This window comes from Paraburkholderia sp. GAS199, assembly GCF_050436585.1.
Classification (GTDB): domain Bacteria; phylum Pseudomonadota; class Gammaproteobacteria; order Burkholderiales; family Burkholderiaceae; genus Paraburkholderia.
This window is the reverse complement of the sequence record NZ_JBNDMM010000001.1, coordinates 209,590-229,604: the sequence shown is the minus strand read 5'-3', so window position 1 is coordinate 229,604 and position 20,015 is coordinate 209,590. Positions and strand designations below refer to the sequence as shown.

The window sequence follows — 20,015 nt, the reverse complement described above, 5'->3', positions numbered from 1 at the left end:
GTACTTGGCTGATGTTGATTGGGATGGGGCGGTGTTGGGAGCGATGCCTCAATCACGCAGCTTGCCCCTCAACTCGCCACTCTCCCGCCATGGCGCGACCAATCTCCTGCTGATCGCATTCTTCTATCGGCCTGTGATAGACAATTTCGCCGTCGCTCATCACGGCGACGTGGTCGGCGAGTTCCATGATTTCATCGAGATCCTCAGACAGCAAAAGCACTGCTGCACCGCGATTGCGCTGTTCGACGATGCGCGCGCGAATCTCGGCGGCCGACGCAAAGTCGAGGCCGAAGCAGGGATTCGCGACGATCAATAACCGAACGTCGCCCGACAATTCGCGCGCGAGAATCGCGCGCTGTACGTTGCCGCCAGACAGATTCGCAATCGGCTCATCGAGCGACACGGTTTTCACGCGATAGCTGGCGACGAGCGCTCGTGCATACCGGCGGATTTTTGCGGGCGAAAGCCAACCCGTACGCGAACTGACGCCGGTGCGATCGAACGCCCGAAACGCAATGTTCTCGGCAACGGACATGTGGCCGACCGCCGCATTTCGCAACGGCTCTTCGGGCAAGCCGAACACGCGGCAGGCCGCCATTTGCGTGCGACGTGGCTGAAACGGTTGCCCGTCGACCGACACGGCGCCGCTGGTGATCGCGCGTTGTCCAGAGAGCGCCTCGACGAGTTCCGCCTGACCGTTCCCCGAGACACCGGCAATGCCGAGGATCTCGCCGCCGCGCACACGCAGGCTAAGATCGCGGACCGCCGGTTGACCGCTGGTGTCGTCTGCGCACAAGCCCTCCACATTCAGCACGACATGGTCTTGACCAGTCCGCCGCTGGGTGCGCGATGCAGCCTCACGCACGGTCGCGTCGCCAATCATCATCCGGCTCATCGCTTCGACACTCAACTCGCCGATTTCGCCCGCACCCGCCAGCTTGCCGCGTCTGAGCACGCTGACGTCATCGGCATAGGCGAGTACTTCGCGGAATTTATGGCTGATCATGATGACGGTGAGGCCGGTTTCTCGCGTCAGCTTTCTGAGCAGCGTGAGTATTTCGTCGGCCTCGGCGGGAGTCAGCGCGGAGGTCGGTTCATCGAGAATCAGCAGGCGTCGACGGAGATACAACTGCCGCGTAATTTCGAGCTTCTGCTTTTCGCCCGCCGAGAGCGCCTCGACCTGTCGGTCCAGTTGAAGACGAAACGGCATCCGGTCGAGAAAAGCCGAGAGTGCGGCCTTTTCCGCGCGCCAGTCGATCAGCGCGGGCACATCCGCGCGCGCCATGACGAGGTTCTCGGCAACCGTCAACGAAGGCACCAGCGTGAAGTGCTGATAAACCATGCCGATGCCGAGCCGATGAGCGTCGCGGATGTTCGTAATCGCAACCTCGCGGTTGTCGATCGCGATCTGACCGCTCGTCGGTGCGATCTCGCCCATGATGCATTTGACGAGCGTCGACTTGCCCGCACCGTTCTCTCCGAGCAGCGCGTGGATCGAACCCGGCTTCACCCTGATCGATACGTCGTCCAGTGCGAGATGAGTGCCGAAGCGCTTCGACATACCGACGATTTCAAGTGCAAGTCCGGTCATTGGCTGGCTCATGTTGCTTCGCTCCATGCAGTATTCGATACTTCAACGGCGTGCGATCGACAACTCGCCCGGCGCGCCTTTAAGGTTGCGTTGCGGCGACGACGACACGATCAGCAGGATCAGCGTCAACACGTATGGCGCTGCATTGAAAAAGTAATAACCTTGCGTGATGCCCGCACTCTGCAATGCCGGACCGATCGCGCCGGCCGCACCGAAAATGAGCGCGGCGCTCACGCAGGCCATCGGACGCCAGCGCGCGAAGATCACGAGCGCGACCGCCATCATTCCCTGTCCTGACGAAAGACCTTCGGTCCAGCTGCCCGGATACGAAAGCGAGAGGAATGCGCCGCCGATTCCTGCCATGAATCCGCCGATAGTCGTTGCGACGAGCCGCACCATATCGGCGGAATAGCCCGCGGCTCGGGTGGCGGCCGACGAGTCGCCCGTCATGCGAACAACCAGGCCCCAGCGCGTACGTTTGAGAGCCCAGGTCAGTCCGAGAGCGAGCGCGATACCGGCGAAGAACAGCGGATTGATCTGCAACGCGACCCGCACCTGTGGCAGCGACGACCAGTCGCCCAGCGCGAGCGACGGCAGATGAGGTGCGTCGGGCTGGATATACGGCTTCCCGAGAAAGAAGGCAAGACCGGTGCCGAACAGCATCATCGCGATACCGATCGCTATGTCGTTGACGCGCGGCAGCCGGCAGATATAGCCGTGCATCGCGCCGAAGAGCGCGCCCGCAATGCCTGCACCGAGGGTTCCGAGCCACGGCGAGTGCGTGTGGAAGCTGATTGCGTAGGCGGCCATCGCACCGAACACGAGCGTGCCCTCAAGGCCCAGGTTGATGCGCCCGGACTTCTCGGTCAGACACTCCCCGAGGCTCACGAACAGGAAGGGCGTGGACACGCGAATCGCGCCCGCGAACATCGCGAGCGGGATACTCCAGGCGCCGATGTCGGTCGTGGTCATGGTGGGCTCCGTTGCGTGATCGATGAATAGATGAGCGGCACATCAGGCCGTACGCGAGCTTCGTGGCGCGCGAAACAGCGCAAAGCGCCCGTACAGCGTTTCGCTGACCAGCAGCACGAGAAAAAGCGTTGCCTGCAACAGGAGGACCGTTGCGTCGGGGAGATCCATGCGTCGCTGGATCAGGCCGCCGGCTGCCGCGAGACCGCCCGCCAGAAACGCGACCGGTACGATGGCCAGCGGGTTGTGTCGCGATAAAAACGACACGAGGATGCCGCTGAATCCATAGCCCGCCACCAGCGACGCGTTTGCCCGTCCCTGCACGGCGGCGACTTCGAAATAACCGGCGAGTCCGGCGCAGGCGCCCGCAATCGCAGTGGCCGTGACGATCAGCCGGCCGACGGCGAGTCCTTGCGCCTTCGCTGCGCGCACGTTGCCACCGGTCATCCGCGCGGCGAACCCGAAAGTCGTGCGGCGCATCAACAGCCACGCGAGCAACGCAGCAACGAAGCCAACCACGAGGCCCCAGTGAATCGAGCTTGTGCCGATGTTGCCGACCGTGTTCGCGTCGCCGATGGGCAGCGTCGACGATTTGTTCGGGCTTGCCGGATCTCGCAGCGGACCGTCGACAAAAAAGTTCATCGTGGCAATGGCGAGATACGACATCAGAAGGCTGGAGATCGTTTCGTTCACGCCCCGGTAATGCTTCAACGCGCCGACCAGCCCGATCCACACTGCGCCGGCGACGACCGCCGCCGCGAGCATCGCGGCGCTCCCGAGGCCATACGGATTCGCGCCGTGAAAGGGCAGCGCCGCGCACGCGGCGGCGAAACCGCCCAGCACGAGCGCGCCTTCGCCACCTATCACGACGAGGCCGAGTTGCGCGGGAATCGCGACGACCAGCGCCGTGAAGATCAGCGGCGCCGCGCGCACCGCTGCGTTTTGCAGCGAGAACCACGTGCCGAATCCGCCGCGCCATAACAACGCGAAAAAGGTGGCCGGCGACTTGTCGAGCGCGAGCAGGAAGAGTGCGAACAGCGCCGCTGTGACGATGATCGCCAGCGCGGTGATCGTCATCGTTTCGGCAATCGCGCGCGCGCGTGTGCCCCATTCACCCGCTTCGGACGACTCGGCGGGTGCCAGCTGGACCGGCGGTAAAGTCGATTGAGTCACGTTGCTCGCCATGAGATGCTCCCGAAAACAGCGCGAATGACCTGATCAGCTGATCGAGCCGATCACGCCTTCCACCAGGAAATTGGTCTTGTCCAGAATCGGGTCGTAGTTGCCGGTGGCTTTGTCGAGCACGAGCTTCCCTGTATTGCTTTTGACCGGTCCCGCGTACATCGGCTTGCCCGACTTCAGGTCCGCGATGGCGGTCAGCGCAGCCTGGCGTGCAGCCGGGCTGGCACCCGCGCCGAACGGCGTGCTCGCCACCAGATCGCGGTCGTAGCCGCCGTACATCGTGTTGGGCAATTTGCGACCGGCGGCGATATCCGCCGTGAAGCTCCTGTAGGCCGTCGACCATTTGGCTTCCGCGCCGGTGATGAAGCCCTTGGGGGCGAGCGACGCCTGCGACACGTTATGGCCGCAGGTTTTTGCGCCGTGCTGTTCCGCCGTTTCGATCACCACCTTCGGGCTGTCGACGTGACACGCGATCACATCGCATCCGCCTGCGACGAGCGCATTGGTGGCCTCCGCTTCGCGCACCGGCAACGACCAGTCGCCAGTGAAGATCAGTTTGACCGTCGCATTGGGATTGACCTTGCGCACGCCGAGCGTGAAAGCATTGATGTTGCGCAGAACGATGCCAATCGGCTTCGCGGCCACATAGCCGATCTTGTTCGTTCGGGTGGACAGCCCCGCGGCCACGCCATTGACGTAATGCGCCTGATCCAGATAACCGAAGTAGCCGCCGAGGTTGTCCGGATGCTTGCCGGGCGTCCGGAGCGTGGTCGGGTGGCGAAACTGTACGTTGGGATTCGCTTTCGCCAGTTCGATCATGTACGGGTCGAAATAGCCGAACGAAGTACCGAAGATCAGCGACGCGTCGTCGAGCTGGATCATCGACTCCATCGTCTTCCTGACGGCGATGGTTTCGGGCACGTTCTCCTCTTCATCGACGGTGACGCCCGCAACGCTGCGCAGCGACTGTGCGGCCAGTGCGTGCGACTGATTCCACCCGAAGTCGTCGCGCGGACCCACGTAGACCATGCCTACGGTGACCTTTTCCTTCGCCGCGGCGGCGAGCGGGCGCAATCCTGTCGCCAGACCGAGACCGGCGGCGCCGGTGAGGGCGAGGAAGCCGCGTCGATTGATGTGTGCCATTGAATGCTCCGGTAGGGTTCAGGTGCAGGTTGACGTTCGTTTTTTTCGGAAAGCGCAGCCCCCGGAGAACCGGCGTGAGTCATCCTCCGGTGGCCGGTTGCTTTCATCTGGAGCAGGTATTGCAGTGAGCCGGTCCAGCCGTCAGGCAACCGGCGGCTCGGCTTTAGCCAGTTCCGGCGCGTTTTTTGGGCGTGGGCCGCGTTTTCCGCTCGAGCGCGATCGGCTGCGGCTCGGGCGAAGAGAATGCGCGCGAGTACTGGTCGAGGATGTCGAGAATGTCGTGCGCAGCGGCCTCGGGTTCCGGCGCGAGCGCGCGCTCCGCCACTGCATGCATGTGCGTGGTCATGAGCCGTTGCGCAAGCGGAACGTCACGCGCGCGCAGTGCCGCGATCAGCTCGAAATGTTCGTGGATACCGCATTCCTGCGAATGCTCACGACCGTAGACCGCGAGGATCAGCGAACAACGCGAGACCACTTCGGAGACGTATCGCTCCAGCAGCGGATTGCCGGACATCTGTGCAAGCTGAAGATGGAATTCACTGGCGAGGCGGCTGGATAGCTTGCTGTTGGCCGATTTCGCCGCCTCTTCCTCCTGGCGTACATGGCCTTCGAGGGTCGCGCCGTACGAAGGCTGCCAGCGCTCGATGACCAGGCGCACGACTTCTTCCTCCAGGCAACGGCGAACTTCGAAGACCGCTTTTGCTTCCTCGCGGCTCGGACGCGCGACCGTTGCCGTGCGCTTGTTGCCGATATCGATCAGACCTTCGCTCGCTAGCCGCGCGAGTGCAGCGCGAATCAGCGTGCGGCTGACCTTGAAATGCGTGGCGAGGGCGTCTTCGGGCAGCTTCGTGCCCGGCACGAGCGCGTGCTCCACGATGGCCTGCCTGAGCGACAGATATGCAGCGTCGGATCGTTTGATCGTGGTCATGGTGGATTTGCCTGGCGTAAAGCGGAAGTGTCGATGTTGACGATGATAATGCAACAGGTATGCCAGAAATAAAATTCAAGAATACAAAATTCGTGAAGCCGAGGCCTTATATGGGCGATCTGGTCGCGTCCGTTAGATCGACAGTGATGTATGGCGTCTGAGAAGTTGTCCGGCACGCACACATTTGGCGCGAAGCATGATCCAGAAATGGGAAATCACGCCCGGTTTTGGTATTCGTAGATTTATTTTTTTGTATACGTGATTTGGCTGTATTGTCCACAACGTGAAAACCGTGGAGCTTCGAAATGAATCAGCAGATCGTCACTCTCGTTCTGAACCAGCAACAACTCGAACTGATAGACCGCGCGGTCGCAGCGGGTGAGGCCGCTGACCGCGTCGCGCTGGTCACGCGAGCCGTTCGCGAAAGCGCGGGTGAGCACGCGGTCGTTCCGAATGCGTCACTACGAGCAACGCTGAAGGGCGCGGGAACGAGCGACGCCTTCACGGCCGAGATGATCGCGCGGGCACCTGCCGAGCGTGAACTGCTCGACACGTTGATCCTGCAAGCCGGCACGGGAAAGGCAATCGAAATTCGCGCGGGTCAGGTTCTGAGAATCGAGCAGATAGAAGGTGCGCAATGCGTCGACTTCAACTGCTTCAATTTGCACGACTACCGGGAATTCATGCATACAGGGCGCACTCGCACGCTGCATGGCATCAATCCCACAACCGGCGATTTTCTGTGGTCGGCGCCGCCGCGTGAGCGGGCAATGATGTACATCAGCCGCGACACCGTGAATTGCAATGACGTGATGTTTCCGCGCTGTAGCGCGAACCTGTACGAGTCTGTCTACGGCTATCACACGCATACCAACTGCCACGATATTCAGGCAGAAGCACAGCGCGAATACGGTTTGACTCCGGATGACGTGCACGACTCGTTCAATCTGTTCATGAACACCGGTGTTCGCGATGGAAAGCCCTTCGTCGATCGCCAGAGTTCGCGACCTGGCGATCATGTCGAACTGCTGGCGTTGATGGATGTGCTTGCGGTACCGAACGTCTGCGGCGCCGATGTCATACGAACGAGTAACTACTCGATCAAGCCGGTCAAATTGCAGGTATTCACGGCCGCTGCTGCGGAATTGCGCGACGTGCCCGCATTGCGACGTATGAAAACGCAGCGCAGCCCCGCCGATTTCAAGGTGTCGACAATACGTGCCGAACGCAGTCTTGCTCGCGACCCATCCTATCAGCCGCAATTCTTCAATACGCCGTTGACGTTCGTCGAACTGGACGTTCCGCTCGGCGATGGAGATTTCGAACTATTCCGCCGTAACCACCGCGCCGACCTGTATCAGGACGACGGCGCGTCGTTGCGCGATGTCGTGTTCAGCTGGTGGGAAGCACGCTTTATCTAACGGGGCGGGGCGCAGCGGCCCCGGAGAAACATGGATATCGACTTTTCGACATTGACCGCGTATCAACGCTACAAGCTGATGGCAAGCCTGATCGTGCCGCGGCCCATCGCGCTGGTCACGACGGTTGGCACCAACGGTGTCGTGAACGCGGCGCCGTTCAGCATGTTTGCGATGCTTGGAGAAGATCCGCCCATTCTGATGATCAGCATCAACCGGCTCGCGGACGGCGAGTTAAAGGACACGTCGGTCAATATCAATCAGACCGGCGAGTTTGTCGTGCACATTTGCGACGAAGCGATGGCCGTCAAGATGCATCGCTGCGGCGAACGTTTTTCCGCCGATGTGAGCGAACTGGAAATGGTCGGACTGACGCCCGAACCGTCGCAGGCCGTTAAGCCGCCGCGCATTGCCGAGGCGCCGGTTGCATTCGAGTGTTGTCTGCACGAAAAACTCGAGACGCCGAGCCGCGAAATATTCATCGGCCGGATTGTGTCGCTGCACGCGCGTGCGGGACTGATCGATACCGACGCGTGGCGTGTGCGATTGCAGGATTTTTTTCCTGTCGCGCGTTTCGGTGCGAGTTTCTATATCGATACGCGTAACCGCTTCTCGCTCGACGGCAGCGGGGTTCAGGCACCCCATGCATCGACCAACATAGACGAGATGTGACACGGCTAGCGCAACACGACCGTGCAACCCACACGCGCCTTTCCGAAGAATCGCAAAAGTTGCGCACTTCCCTCAACGCTCACTCGCCGTCCGGCTTATACCGCGTCACTTCACAGCCCGTTCACGCAGCTGAATCAGTATCACGTCGTCGAGGAAGTCGATCCGTCGTTTCAGTTGACGACCGACGCACTCGCGCACCTTTATGTAAGATCACCTTCGACGAACGAACTGGTCCCGCTCAGCACGCTTGCGAGAGTGGAGAACAATGTCTCGCCGATTTCGGTGAATCATCAAGGGCTCTTTCCGGCCGTGACCATTTCGTTCAACCTCGCGCCGGGACAGTCGCTCGGTAATGCGGTAACGGCGATTCATCAGGCAGAACTCGCAGCGGGAAAGCCCGATAGCCTGACGGGTTCGTTTCAGGGCACGGCGCAGGCATTTCAGGCTTCGCTCGCAAGCGAGCCGTATCTGATCGCCGCTGCGCTGGTGGTCGTGTACCTGATTCTCGGCATTCTCTACGAGAGTGCGATTCATCCACTGACGATCATCTCCACCTTGCCGTCGGCGGGAGTCGGCGCGCTGTTGGCATTGATGTTGAGCGGCCAGGATCTGTCGATTATGGGAATGATCGGCATCATTCTGCTGATCGGCATTGTGAAGAAGAACGCGATCATGATGATCGACTTCGCACTCGTCGCGGAACGCGAGCAGGGCTTGAGCCCTCGCGAAGCGATTCGTCAGGCTTGCGTGTTACGTTTCCGGCCCATCATGATGACCACGCTGGCCGCGCTGTTCGGCGCGTTACCTTTGGCGTTAGGGCATGGCGCGGGCGCGGAATTGCGCGTGCCGCTTGGCATTGCAATTGTCGGTGGACTGATTCTGTCGCAGATGCTGACGCTGTTCACCACGCCTGTCGTGCATCTTTGGTTTGACCGGCTGGCGCATTGGCTGGATAAGTCTCGTGCGAGCAGCACGGTTGTGGAGCGTGAGCCTGCCGCGTGAAAGCTGGAGCTTCGGGGAATGTTCGCGGCATCGTGGCCGACATTAATCGACCATGGTGCCGGCGCCGATCTTGTGCGATCAACGCATGAACAGCCCGCCATTCACATCCCAACATGCTCCATTGGCGAAATAGGCATCCACCGACGCGAGCAGCACGGCGACGTCGGCAACGTACGACGGCGAACCCAACTGGCCTACGGGTATGTTCTCGATCACCGCCTTGAGCTTTTCCGGAGGCACGCTTTCATGCACGATCGGCAGATCCATCGGACCCGGCGATATCGCGTTGACGGTGACGCCGCGCGCGGCGAGATCACGCGCAAAAACCTTGGTCAGGGTAATGGCGCCGCCCTTGGCCGCGGCGTAGTGTGCGCCGGTCGCGGAGCCGCCGTTCTGTCCCGCGAGCGAGGCGATATTGACGATGCGCCCCGCGCCGCGATCGGCGAAAAACTGGCCGAACACCTGGCATCCGAACAGGACGCTGCGCAGGTTGATGTCGATAACCTGGTCGAACTGTTCGGCGGTGATTTCCATCACCGGCACGACTTTAGATGCGCCCGCATTGTTCACCAGTACATCGACTCCGCCCCAGCGTTGGATCAGTTCATCCCGGGCCTGCTCGAAATCGGCTTTCGAGGTAACGTCCAGACGTAACGCGCAAGCCGTATCGCCATCGGCGCTGAGCGACTTCGCGAGTGCGCTCGCGTCGTCGAAAGCGATATCTGCCAGCGCGACGCGATAACCCGCTTCGTGAAAGCGACGTGCGACGACGGCGCCGAGTCCGCGTGCCGCGCCGGTCACTATGACGCCCCGTTTCGACATATCTTCGAAGTCTCCGTGAGTGAACTCAACGCCCGAGCGCTGTTTCGATGTGTGCGGCGACCGCGCACACGGTTTCGTCCGCGCCTTTGCGTCCGATAATCTGCAAGCCTGCTTTCAACGCCGACCCTTCGACAGGAATCGGCAGGCTCAACGCGGGATGCCCGCTCAGATTGAAGGGCCGGATCAGCGACGACATCGCGATGACCGGTGTGCCCGCGCGCGCCGCTTCGATCGTGATCGGCAGTGAGGGAAGCGTCGGCATCACCAGCACGTCGGCGTGTGTGAGGGCTTCGTCGACCAGCGCGGAGAAGCGGGCGCGCACCTGCTCGGCTGCGTCGAGTTGGGCGGCGGTGGTCTTGGCGGCTGCACGCAGACGCGCGTCCAGATCCGCGCCGAGCTTGCCCGTTTCCACGAGGTGGCCGAACGCGTGCGACGTCTCCACGTTGATGACTGCGAGGCCCGCTTCGAACGCGTCGCGCATGGCATCGAGCGTGATGTGGGTGGCGTCGTAATTTGCGCGGGCCACGGCGGCTTCGACGGCAGCGCGAATCGGTCCGTCCGCGTCCACCTGCACGATGGCGACGCGCATCGCCGACGCGTCGCGGGTCGCCGCATCGGCATCGAAGCCGGGATCGATCGCGGCCATCGTCGCAACGAGCATGCGCATATCGCGGGCGAAAGGGCCGACGCAATCGAGCGTCGTCTGTGCAGGCGCGACGCCTGCGCGCGACACGCGCCCGAACGTCGGCTTCAGTCCGATCACGCCGCAGCACGCAGCCGGGCCGCGTACCGAGCCGCCGGTGTCGGTACCAAGCGCGGCGTCGACCAGACCCAGCCCGACAGCCGACGCCGAACCGCTCGACGAACCGCCCGGAATGCGTGTCGGGTCCTGTGGATTGAGTGGCGTGCCGGTGAAATCGTTAATGCCGGTCATCCCGAACGCGAGTTCGTGCATGTTGGCCTTTCCGTGTATCTGCCAGCCCGCATCCAGCAGACGCTGCACGACCTCGGCATGCTGCGTCGATGGCGGCGCGTCGGCCAGCGCGCGGCTGGCGGCCGTCGTCGGATATCCGGCGACGTCGATGCTGTCCTTGATCGTGATGGTGGGACCGTTTGCGTTGTCGCTTGCGCGCAAGACGAACTCGCGGATGAATGCGCTCATGCTGCCGTTTCCTTGCGTGGATTGACCTGCCAGGGCGCGTCGAAAAGACGCTCGGTGCGGAAGTGTTGAATCAGCCAGGCAGCGCCCTGCGCAGTTTGCTGCGTGCACACGAAGTCGACCTCCAGCCGCGCCGAGATCAGTTCGGCCCGGCCGTCGATATAACCCGACGCCTGCAACATGATCCAGCGGCCTTTCGCACTCGCGCCCTGCACGGCGATATGTTCCGCAGTCAGAAAGTGCACGTTGGTGGCGAAGTGCGGCGTGGGTGGCAGATAGCGTTGCAGCATGTCCAGAATCGGGCCATGGCCTTGCAGACGCCCAAATTTCGCGGTGTATTGAGGACCGATGCCTTCCCAGATTGCGTCTTCGGCAAAAAGGGCGGCGAGCGATTCGCCGGGCAGCGCGCGCATCGGGACATCGCACAGCGCCATATAACGCGAAATCGTCTTGCGGACCGCGTTTTCAGCTTCGAGCGCGGCGACGCGATCTTGCAGGGCCTGCAGGGCCTGCAGGGCCTGCAGCGCTTGCAGTGCGTCAAGCGCCGGCGCGGTAGCGTCGCTCATCAGGAAGCCTTTTTGTCGAGCGGCGGCACGGTCAGCGCGCGCCCCACGCGTGCCTCGATCTTGCCGTAGCGCCACAGGTTGTATTCGCCGACCGGCGTCGTGCGATACAGATTGCAAACGGCGGAGGCTGTGTCGAAGTCGGCGACATCGGCCATGATGTAAAACGTCCAGGGCGCGCCGTCGGACTGACCGACGACGAGCCGGTCGTCATCCATTACGCCGAGCACGCGAACATTGTCCATGGCTTCGATTTCCGCCAGCATCTTGCCGTAGGCCTGCCAGACCTCGCCAATCTGCTCGCGCGGCAAGTCGAAGAAATTTTGCGTGACGCCGCAGCAGAACAGCACGCGCAGCGGCAAGGATCGATTGTCTGTCATACGATTGAGGGCTCTTGAAAGTTAAGTGCCATGTTGCATCGAAAGGCGCGGTTTCGTCCAGCGTACGCTGGGATTAGCGCCCGAGCGCGCGTGCGGTCTTGCCTCCGATACCGAAATCGGTGTTCGGAATATCCTTGATCATCACCCGTGTCGCCTGCAAAGGTGTGTCGAGTACATCTGCCGCCGTTTCGCAAAGCGCCGCGATCAGCGCTTCTTTCTGCGCGTCCGTGCGACCGGCGATCAGGATGGCGACGATGACCGGCAGCATGGGCGCGGCGCCTTGCGCGGCACTCTTTCCGCCGATCCCGAAGTTCGCGCCGGGTAGCTCGCTCAGCAGAATGCGCACGCTTTCCGCGGGCGCGCCGATCGATGAAACGGTGGCCTGCGTCAGTCGTTCAATCAATCTCGCCTTGCGGGCTTCGTCGTGGCCTTGCGGCAGGTAGGCTTCGAGTGTCGGCATGAGTAACGTGAAATAGCGTGGGCGCTTAGAGCAGGAAGCCGATCGCGCTGAGCGCTTCGGTCGAATCGAGCAGACGGATAACCTTCTCGACGATCTTCGGCTCGCCGTCGGCAAAACTCAGCTTATGCGTCAGATCGGCTGCAAAGAGCGTTGCCACGCCGCGCTTGTAGGCAACGATAACCTGTGCCGATTTGACTTCGACAACCTCGCCAAAGCCGTTCGACACCGTGAAGCGCGATACCGTACGAACGGTGCGCGCGGCGTCGGCGGCCGACGCGGAGAAGCCCGAGGTCATGCGCTGCACGCGCTTTTTACGCATCTCATGATCGTCGTAGGCGTAGTTCAGCGTGGCCTCGTAATCGGTGGTCTGCGGGTCGATCGGCACCACGTAGTGGCCCGACGGGTCCCACAAATCCAGCCATGCGGTGTAGTCGCGGCGGTCGAGCATTTCGGCTTCGCGCCAGATGAATTCGATTGCGCGGGCGAAGGTTGCTTGGGAGAAGTCCAGGTTGCGGTCGTTCATCATGCCTGCTCCATCATAATGCGCCACTGCCTGTACGCTTCACGCATGCCGGTTTCGTCAGTGGAGTGTGCGGTCTTTTCGCCGTTATCGGCCGTCGTTTCGCGGTTCAGGCCGCGGTTGACCAGAATCGGCACGTCAGGGCCGGCATGCGAGCCACGCTGCACGCGTTCCCAGGCTTCGGCGTCGTCGGGGCTGCCAAAACCGAACGGACCCTGAAAGTGCTCGTGCATGCGCAGACGTTCGCGATTGGCTTCTTCGGGGCCGCCATCCATGGCGAGCGCGATATGACGGATCTCGGTTTCTTCCGCGGAAATCGGGCGCAGCACGCGGAAAAATGCCATCGACAACGCGAGATTCGGAAACAGGTTCAGATTGAAGCCGACGCCCATCAGCGAGCGCACGATGCGGCGCACTTCTTCGGGCGAATGTTTTTCCGCGAGTTTTTTGCTCAGTAAATCGAAGCGCTCGGGCAACGGCGCGCCGTCGTCCTTGTCGAGATCGACCACTTCCGGCATCAGCACGGCAAGACTGTGGCCATTGCCGAGCGAGCGGCAGAACGCTTCGTCGCTCGTCATGAAGCTGGTGATCACCTTCGCCGTTTCGTCATCCACCGACTTCAGCCACGATTTGTGCACGACGGGGAAGTGATACAGGTCCGTGGTGTTTTCGAGCTGGATCTTCCAGTTGCCCTTGAACTTGAACTTGTGCTCGCCGTTCGTGCGGACCGGATAGCCCGCGCCCTGTTTCATGAACAGATCGATCCAGGTTTTCGCGCCGCCCAAAAAGTCTTCGAGCGGTTCGATCGACTCGTTGAAGCTGGCGAAAATCAGGCCGTTGTAGATGCCCACGCGCAACTTGCGCAGCGGTAGATCGCCTTTCTCGCAAACGCCTTCATAGCCGTCGCCATAAGGCAGTGCGCGTAGTGTGCCGTCGAGTGCATACGACCAGCTGTGATACGGACACGTGAAGCCTTTGGCATTGCCCTTATGCTCTTCGCACACCGTCGCGCCGCGATGGCGGCAGCGGTTTTGCAGCACGTTCACTGCGCCGGTCTTGTCGCGTACGACGATGACCGGCTGGCGGCCGATTGTCGTGGTGATGAAATCGCCCGGATTGCGCAGCTCGCTTTCGTGGGCAACCCAGATCCACGTCTTGTAGAAGACGCGTTCGAGTTCCACTTCGAAGATCTGCGGATCGTAATACAACGAGGGCGCAATGCGATCGGACTCGGCACGCTTGTACAGCGAGCTCGCGTCGATGGTCTGATAGGGAGTGTCGCTCATCGAGTTCTCTTGAGTGGGGGCGATCGGCTGCGAAAGCAGCGGTATTAAAGGTGTACGGCTAGTCTCGACGTATCCCACACATCGGTCAAATCCATCTAAAATGGGCCACACAATAAACCCCACTGATAAGAGTGTCCCGATGACCACGATCGATCACATCGACCTGAATCTGTTGCGGGTTTTCCAGGCCATTGTCGAAGAACGCAGCCTCACCAAAGCAGGTCAGCGGCTGGCGCTTTCGCAGCCGGCGGTGAGCTACGCGTTGGGACGTCTGCGTACGCTGTTCGACGATCAACTGTTCCTGCGCACGCGTTTAGGCATGCAACCCACGCCGGTGGCGCTGGAATTGTCGAGTATCGTGGGACGTGCGCTCGATACGGTGCGCGAAGCGCTGCGATACGCGGAATCGTTCGACCCGGCCGTCAGTACGCGCACGTTTCGTCTGTCGCTTTCCGACGCAGGCGAGATGGCGTATCTGCCCGCCATCTGCCAGGTGCTGCACGCGCAGGCACCGCGAGTTCGGCTGAGTGTGCGGCCAGTCTCGGGGCAGGAGATAGAAGACGCGTTGCGGTCGAGCCGGCTCGACTTCGCGATAGGTAATCACCCGCAATTGCTGGCCAGCACGCGCCACCAGCTGCTGTTCGAAGAAGACTACGTGTGTATGACCCGTCGTCGGGAAGGTCTGCCGACGAGTGGCAAGCTGAGTCTGGAGCATTTTCTGGCGGGCTCGCACATTCAGGTGCAGTCGCTCGAACACAGTCATCGTGCGCTCGACGACGCCCTGCGTGCTCAGGGCGTCGGCCGCAACACTGCACTGGAAATCCCGCATTTCGTCGCGCTACCGGCGATTCTCACGGTGACCGACCTGTATGCGACCTTGCCGCGCCGACTCGCGCGCATTCTCAACCAGGCGGACGCGTTCCAGATCTACGACTTGCCGGTGAAGCTGCCGGTGGCGTCGGTCACGATGCATTGGCACGAGCACTTCCACGACGACGACGGCATCGTATGGATGCGCAATCTGCTCGCGGATATCGTGAGCCGGTTCGATCAACCGGCCTGAGGCCTGATCTGGTTTAGCGCGTGAGAAGCGCGCTGCGTGCTTCTCAAAGATCGAGTACCAACACGGGCGACTTCGAACGCGACACGCAGCAGCAGATCACGTCATTGGCCGCGCGTTCGGCTTTGCTCAGGCAATGATCCCGATGATCGGGTTCGCCGCTGACCACATCGATCATGCAGGTTCCACATACGCCTTCGCCGCACGACGTGTCGATCTGCACGCCCACGGCCGCAAGGGCATCGACAATGCTCTGGTGGCTTTCAATCTTCACGCGTCGGCCCGATTGCGAGAGTTCCACTTCGAACGTGTCGAGCGTTTCATTGCTCGCACTGTCCTGTGCGACGTCGGCTCCGAAGCGTTCGAGATGGACCGATTCTTCCGGCACGTATCGCGACGCAACCGTGGTCACCCGAGCCATGAACTGAGGCGGTCCACAGGTATAAACCTGAGCGCCGGCTTGCACGCCTTCCATGCACGCAGTCAATTCATCGTCAAGTCCTTCGCGTACAACGCCGATATGCAGACGGACATGCGCGGCAAAGGGGGGCAACGTCAACAAATCGATGAATGCCGCATGCTCCTTGCTGCGAACGAAATAGTGCAGCGTGAACGGCGCGCCTTGCGCGACGAGATGGTGGGCCATCGACAACAGCGGCGTGATACCGATGCCCGCTCCGATCAGAATCGTTTCGCTTGCGTGCTGCACTAGGCGGAACAAATTGCGCGGCGCGCTGACGGTCAGTTCCGTGCCGACTTTCACGTCTTCATGAAGCGAGCGCGAACCGCCGCGCGATGTCAGTTCTTTCTTCACGGCGAAAAGCCGCGCCTCGCAGTGACGCGGGTCGCTGCATAGCGAGTACTGGCGTGTCGTGCCGGCCGGCGTCGTCACGTCGATGTGCGCGCCGGCTTCATATGCGTCGAACGGCTGCCCGTCGATGCGGGAAATTTTATAGGAGCGGATATCCAACGCTTCGTCGTGCACCGCGTCGACCCGGACCTTGAAAGATGTGGCGTTCATATAGGCGATTCAATCAACATTTCTATGGACCGAAGCATCGGCGTGGGTCGCCTGCCTCAGGTAACCAACATACAAAGCTGGCCGGTATAAGGCAAATCCATAGAAATTCGGAAGTTAAATCAGTGCGGCAAATGCGAGGGCGAGGGCGGCGTATGGCCACGCGCAGCGGCGCGAGTCGCTCGCGATTGAACGTCAGTTACACCTCGGGTTGCTGGAACATCTCGCAGATCGCATCGCGCAACCAGGCGATACCCGGATCGGCTGTGAATTGCGTGTGCGAATGCAACTGGATTTCGATCGGAGGAAGCGCGAACGGCAAAGGCAGGATGCGGAACGAGTGGTTGCGATTGAAACGTTCGGCGATGCTTCTCGGGAAAATCACGGCCAGATCGGTATGTGCAACGATTTCCGGCGCGACGACGAAATGCGGCAAACGCAGCACGATGTCCCGTTTGAAATTCAACTCTTCGAGCCATTGCTGCACCATCCGGTGCCCGGTTGCATTCGTGCTGGCGTAGATATAGCGAAGCGAGGCGAGGTCTTCCCGCGCCGGCTTGCGTTTGCGCAGCGGATGGCCCGCACGCACCACGCAGACGTGCTCGTCGACGAAGAGTCGTTCGCTGACGCAGCCCGCGTCGAGGCCCGGCACGTAGCCCAATGCAAGATCGACCTCGCCCGCGCGCATGGCCGCACTCACCGATTCGACGGGTACGTTGGCAACATCGATCCGTACGCCGGGCGCGGTTTGGTCCAGCATGGCAAGCAGCGGAGGGAGGAAATAGAACTCCGACATGTCCGACATCGAGACGCGGAAAACCCGCTGCGCCGTAGCGGGATCGAAACTCGCCAATTGCTGGACCGCGAGATTGATGATCGAAAAAGCTTGCGTGAGCGGCGGATAGAGCCGGTGCGCTGCGTCGGTCGGCACCATGCCGCCTGGCGTGCGGACAAAAAGAGGATCGTCGAACAACGTTCGCAATCGACGCAGAGCGTGGCTGACGGCGGGTTGCGTCAGGCCGAGCCGGTCGCCCGCGGCGGTCAGACTGCGCAAATCCCAGATTGCGAGGAAGACTCGCAGCAGGTTGAGATCGGGGACTCCGTGTCGCAGATTAGTCATGCGGGCTGTCGAAATGGGTGTCGTCGGGCCGGGAAGCGGAAGGCCGACGCCTTGCCGGAGGCGGCGTCGGCACGCTGACGTGAGACCGCGAATGTCTGCGGTGCCTTCAAATCTTAACCGACATGCCCCGCGAAAACTAATGCGCGCGCCACACGTGGCGACTCGTCAAAGCGCTTCCAGTCGCCGCCGTTCGTACACCCGCAAGTGCAGCGCCACCAGATCGAGAATAGAAGGGGCGCTTCTCATCGTCGGGTTCGCACGCTCTCCAACTGCCTCCGCGTCTCTCAAGCGGATCATCTCTCCGATCAGATGATCGGCCTCGACGCGTGCGCCGCGTTGGAGATCTTTCATCATCGACGCGGTGACACCCGAGGTCTTGTCGGTCACGGCCGACCGGATGCGCACCGACGCTTCCTCGCTCAGCGGATAGCCTGCGCGCGCCGCAATGGCTGCGCATTCATCGAAAAGCGCGTCGGCGAATGCGAGGCCTCCCGACGAAACGATCGTCCCGATCGACCCGCGCATCAAGGTCGTCATGCCCGCGGCGACTGCTATCTGGACCCACTTTTCCCACATGCGTTGAATGATCTGGCCGGTGGCAACGGCTTCGCAGCGCGCGCCCTCAAAAGCGGCCTTCAAACGGGACACACGAGCCGACATGCTTCCGTCGAGTTCTCCGAAGACCAGTTGGTGAGAGTCGTTCAGATGCCGGATGTGGCCGGTCTCGTCGAGCGCTGCGGAAATCAGACAGAAGCCGCCCAGCACGTTGGCAGGCGCGAATCGTTGCTGCATGCGGGAGAGATGCGCCATGCCGTTCAGCAGCGGCACGATTGCCGTTGCCTCGCCGACGGCGGGTGCGAATGCGTCCATCGTGTCCTCCAGGTCGTACGCCTTGCACCCGACGAGGATCACATCGTAGTGCTCCGGCGAGCTTTCCAGCGAAGCACGGGTTACGACATGTGGCGCGCGAATGCGCGTGTCGCCGAACGGACTGTGAACGATGAGCCCGGAATCGGCAATCTGCTTCGCGCGACCGGGACGAAGCAGGAACGAGACCTGAGCGCCATTGTCGGCGAGACGCGCACCGAAATAGCCACCCAGTGCACCCGCACCGATAACAAGAATCCGTATGGACATCAGGGAAGCGACCCTTGGTGGAGCTTGCAACCAACGTTATGGAGAAACGGCAGCGCGTCGGATGAAAAGGCGAGCGCAAAGCTGCCGTACAGACGCGTCGAGCTTAGCGCCTGCCCGTCAAGGCCGCCAATTCGCGCCATTAATGTCCGGCATGAATGAGTTTTATGGAGGCGCGTGCCGCTCAGTCAGATAAGCACGGTTTATTTGCCATGTGGCTTTTGGTTGATTTGCCTAAGAAAAGATGTGCGCCGAGACTTGGCATCGCGTCACGTTACGTCTCGTCGTTCCCAATGCAGCGTATCGGCCCGAACCGGAAAGCAGGGAAGTGTTGCGCGCTTCGAATCCGGCCCGGCTATGCAGGATAAAAAAAGCCAACCACGAACCCACGAAAATTTGCCCATGACGACGAACTACAAAGCGGTTTCGCACCAGAATATTTTCGCTGTACTGTGTACTTCGATGCTCTCTTGCGGCGCCGCGCATGCGGCCAACAATGTGACGCTGTTCGGCATCATCGACGATGGTCTGACGTATTCGAGCAATGTAGGCGGAAAGAGCGCATGGCAGATGCAAAGCGGTATCGCCCAGCAAAGTCGTTGGGGCGTGTTGGGCCGTGAAGATCTGGGCGGCGGCACGGCCGCCATTTTTCGCCTTGAAAACGGCTTCAATGTGAATCAGGGGACCTTGGGCAACGGATCGCGGATGTTCGGCCGCGCGGCCTATGTCGGCCTCAGCAACGATCGTTACGGCACGCTCACGCTCGGCCGCCAGAATGAGTTCATGGCCGACTATGTCGGCGCCTACGGTGCTACCGGAAACTGGGGGATTCTGCTTCCGCACGCCGGCGACCTGGACAATACGGGCATCGATTACCGCGTCAATAGCGCGGTTCGCTATGTCACGCCGTCTTTCTCGGGCGTATCGCTCGGCGCGCTATACAGTTTCGGTGGGACGCCGGGTGAGATGGGACGCAACGCGCTGGAGTCTTTTGGCGTCAACTATGTCAGCGGGCCGCTGAGCATCGCGGCGGCCTACACGGCAATCGATCACCCGGCCACTGCGGTCAACGAGGGCGTCTGGACGGCCAGCAATCCGGTCGACGGCAACTACGGTATTGCCGCTGGCCACTACCGCTCGACCGGCGTCTCCGTTCAATACGTACTGGGGAAAGCGAGGCTTGCCGCGGTGTACACCAACACGCGCTTCTCATCGCTCGATCCGACGCTTGGCGCGCACATCGACGGGGCAGTCACGTTCAATATTGGCGAACTGATTGCCGCCTATAACATTACCCCCGCGCTGCAGGTAGGCGGAGCCTACAGCTACACCGCGGGCAAGGTCTCGGCGAACGGAACCACGCCGCGTTATCACATTGCAGGTGGGGTGATCGACTATTTCCTTTCGAAACGTACCGACGTCTATTTTCAGACGACGTGGATGCGTGCAGCCGGGGATGCCACCGTTGCCGGATTGGCGCCGGTGATCGCCGCATCGAGTGGAAAAAGCCAGTTGGTCGCGCGCCTCGGACTGCGCACCAAATTCTGATGGTGGCACGCGTGGTTTGCCTCACCAGCCGATAGAAGGT

19 protein-coding genes and 1 pseudogene are annotated in these 20,015 nt (G+C 61.3%); 5 read left to right on the top strand and 15 right to left on the bottom strand.

The features are described 5' to 3' along the window. Positions 1–52: 52 nt before the first annotated feature. The 5 genes from P3T18_RS00975 to P3T18_RS00955 all read right to left on the bottom strand — a co-directional run bounded on the left by P3T18_RS00975 (position 53) and on the right by P3T18_RS00955 (position 5,813). Entirely contained in the window at positions 53–1,603 is a 1,551-nt protein-coding gene (locus P3T18_RS00975) for an ABC transporter ATP-binding protein (RefSeq protein WP_429298038.1), read from the bottom strand. 30 nt (positions 1,604–1,633) lie between these two features. Next, positions 1,634–2,563, bottom strand: coding sequence for an ABC transporter permease (locus P3T18_RS00970; protein WP_429298037.1), 930 nt, complete (start codon positions 2,561–2,563; stop codon positions 1,634–1,636). A 42-nt stretch (positions 2,564–2,605) separates the two neighbouring features. Next, a complete protein-coding gene (locus P3T18_RS00965) occupies positions 2,606–3,745 on the bottom strand; it encodes an ABC transporter permease (protein ID WP_429298036.1) in 1,140 nt (379 codons plus the stop codon). A gap of 33 nt (positions 3,746–3,778) precedes the next feature. Further along, positions 3,779–4,885 (bottom strand): BMP family ABC transporter substrate-binding protein, encoded by a 1,107-nt coding sequence (locus P3T18_RS00960; RefSeq protein ID WP_429298035.1) that lies wholly within the window; start codon positions 4,883–4,885, stop codon positions 3,779–3,781. A gap of 163 nt (positions 4,886–5,048) precedes the next feature. After that, positions 5,049–5,813, bottom strand: coding sequence for a GntR family transcriptional regulator (locus P3T18_RS00955; RefSeq protein ID WP_429298034.1), 765 nt, complete (start codon positions 5,811–5,813; stop codon positions 5,049–5,051). Between the two features lie 305 nt (positions 5,814–6,118). Between P3T18_RS00955 and P3T18_RS00950 the strand changes: the two genes are divergently transcribed. The 3 genes and pseudogenes from P3T18_RS00950 to P3T18_RS00940 all read left to right on the top strand — a co-directional run. Next, complete coding sequence (locus P3T18_RS00950; RefSeq protein ID WP_429298033.1) at positions 6,119–7,234, top strand: DUF1989 domain-containing protein; 1,116 nt, start codon at positions 6,119–6,121, stop codon at positions 7,232–7,234. Between the two features lie 30 nt (positions 7,235–7,264). Beyond that, positions 7,265–7,903: a flavin reductase family protein gene (locus P3T18_RS00945; protein WP_429298032.1), complete on the top strand. Its 639-nt coding sequence runs from the start codon at positions 7,265–7,267 to the stop codon at positions 7,901–7,903. 120 nt (positions 7,904–8,023) lie between these two features. After that, positions 8,024–8,905, top strand: a pseudogene (locus P3T18_RS00940) (efflux RND transporter permease subunit); the annotation flags it as partial. 78 nt (positions 8,906–8,983) lie between these two features. Here P3T18_RS00940 and P3T18_RS00935 read toward each other — a convergent pair. From P3T18_RS00935 to P3T18_RS00905, 7 genes are all read right to left on the bottom strand, one after another. Beyond that, positions 8,984–9,727: an SDR family NAD(P)-dependent oxidoreductase gene (locus tag P3T18_RS00935; RefSeq protein ID WP_429298031.1), complete on the bottom strand. Its 744-nt coding sequence runs from the start codon at positions 9,725–9,727 to the stop codon at positions 8,984–8,986. Positions 9,728–9,752: 25 nt separating this feature from the next. After that, positions 9,753–10,889 (bottom strand): amidase, encoded by a 1,137-nt coding sequence (locus P3T18_RS00930; RefSeq protein WP_429298030.1) that lies wholly within the window; start codon positions 10,887–10,889, stop codon positions 9,753–9,755. Continuing rightward, complete coding sequence (locus P3T18_RS00925; protein WP_429298029.1) at positions 10,886–11,452, bottom strand: nuclear transport factor 2 family protein; 567 nt, start codon at positions 11,450–11,452, stop codon at positions 10,886–10,888. The genes P3T18_RS00930 and P3T18_RS00925 overlap by 4 nt, the downstream gene beginning before the upstream one ends. Next, positions 11,452–11,829, bottom strand: coding sequence for a hypothetical protein (locus tag P3T18_RS00920; RefSeq protein WP_429298028.1), 378 nt, complete (start codon positions 11,827–11,829; stop codon positions 11,452–11,454). The genes P3T18_RS00925 and P3T18_RS00920 overlap by 1 nt, the downstream gene beginning before the upstream one ends. A gap of 73 nt (positions 11,830–11,902) precedes the next feature. Then, positions 11,903–12,289 carry a tautomerase family protein gene (locus tag P3T18_RS00915; protein WP_429298027.1) on the bottom strand — a complete coding sequence of 129 codons (387 nt, stop codon included), beginning with the start codon at positions 12,287–12,289 and terminating at the stop codon, positions 11,903–11,905. Between the two features lie 25 nt (positions 12,290–12,314). Then, positions 12,315–12,815 (bottom strand): aromatic-ring-hydroxylating dioxygenase subunit beta, encoded by a 501-nt coding sequence (locus P3T18_RS00910; RefSeq protein ID WP_429298026.1) that lies wholly within the window; start codon positions 12,813–12,815, stop codon positions 12,315–12,317. After that, the gene (locus tag P3T18_RS00905) at positions 12,812–14,095 is read right to left on the bottom strand and encodes an aromatic ring-hydroxylating oxygenase subunit alpha (RefSeq protein ID WP_429298025.1); all 1,284 of its coding nucleotides are present in this window, start codon (positions 14,093–14,095) and stop codon (positions 12,812–12,814) included. Before P3T18_RS00905 ends, P3T18_RS00910 begins: the two co-directional genes overlap by 4 nt. 139 nt (positions 14,096–14,234) lie before the next feature. On the opposite strand from P3T18_RS00905, the gene P3T18_RS00900 reads away from it, so the two are divergent. Next, positions 14,235–15,158, top strand: a complete 924-nt coding sequence (locus P3T18_RS00900) for a LysR family transcriptional regulator (RefSeq protein ID WP_429298024.1) — start codon at positions 14,235–14,237, stop codon at positions 15,156–15,158. Positions 15,159–15,201: 43 nt separating this feature from the next. Here the strand turns inward: P3T18_RS00900 and P3T18_RS00895 are convergent, their stop codons facing one another. From P3T18_RS00895 to P3T18_RS00885, 3 genes are all read right to left on the bottom strand, one after another. Next, positions 15,202–16,176, bottom strand: coding sequence for a PDR/VanB family oxidoreductase (locus tag P3T18_RS00895; protein WP_429298023.1), 975 nt, complete (start codon positions 16,174–16,176; stop codon positions 15,202–15,204). A 196-nt stretch (positions 16,177–16,372) separates the two neighbouring features. Beyond that, on the bottom strand, positions 16,373–17,293 hold the full coding sequence (locus tag P3T18_RS00890; RefSeq protein WP_429298022.1) for a LysR family transcriptional regulator: 921 nt from the start codon (positions 17,291–17,293) through the stop codon (positions 16,373–16,375). Between the two features lie 165 nt (positions 17,294–17,458). After that, on the bottom strand, positions 17,459–18,430 hold the full coding sequence (locus P3T18_RS00885) for a ketopantoate reductase family protein (RefSeq protein WP_429298021.1): 972 nt from the start codon (positions 18,428–18,430) through the stop codon (positions 17,459–17,461). Between the two features lie 399 nt (positions 18,431–18,829). Between P3T18_RS00885 and P3T18_RS00880 the strand changes: the two genes are divergently transcribed. After that, complete coding sequence (locus P3T18_RS00880) at positions 18,830–19,975, top strand: porin (protein WP_429298020.1); 1,146 nt, start codon at positions 18,830–18,832, stop codon at positions 19,973–19,975. Positions 19,976–20,015 lie beyond the last annotated feature (40 nt).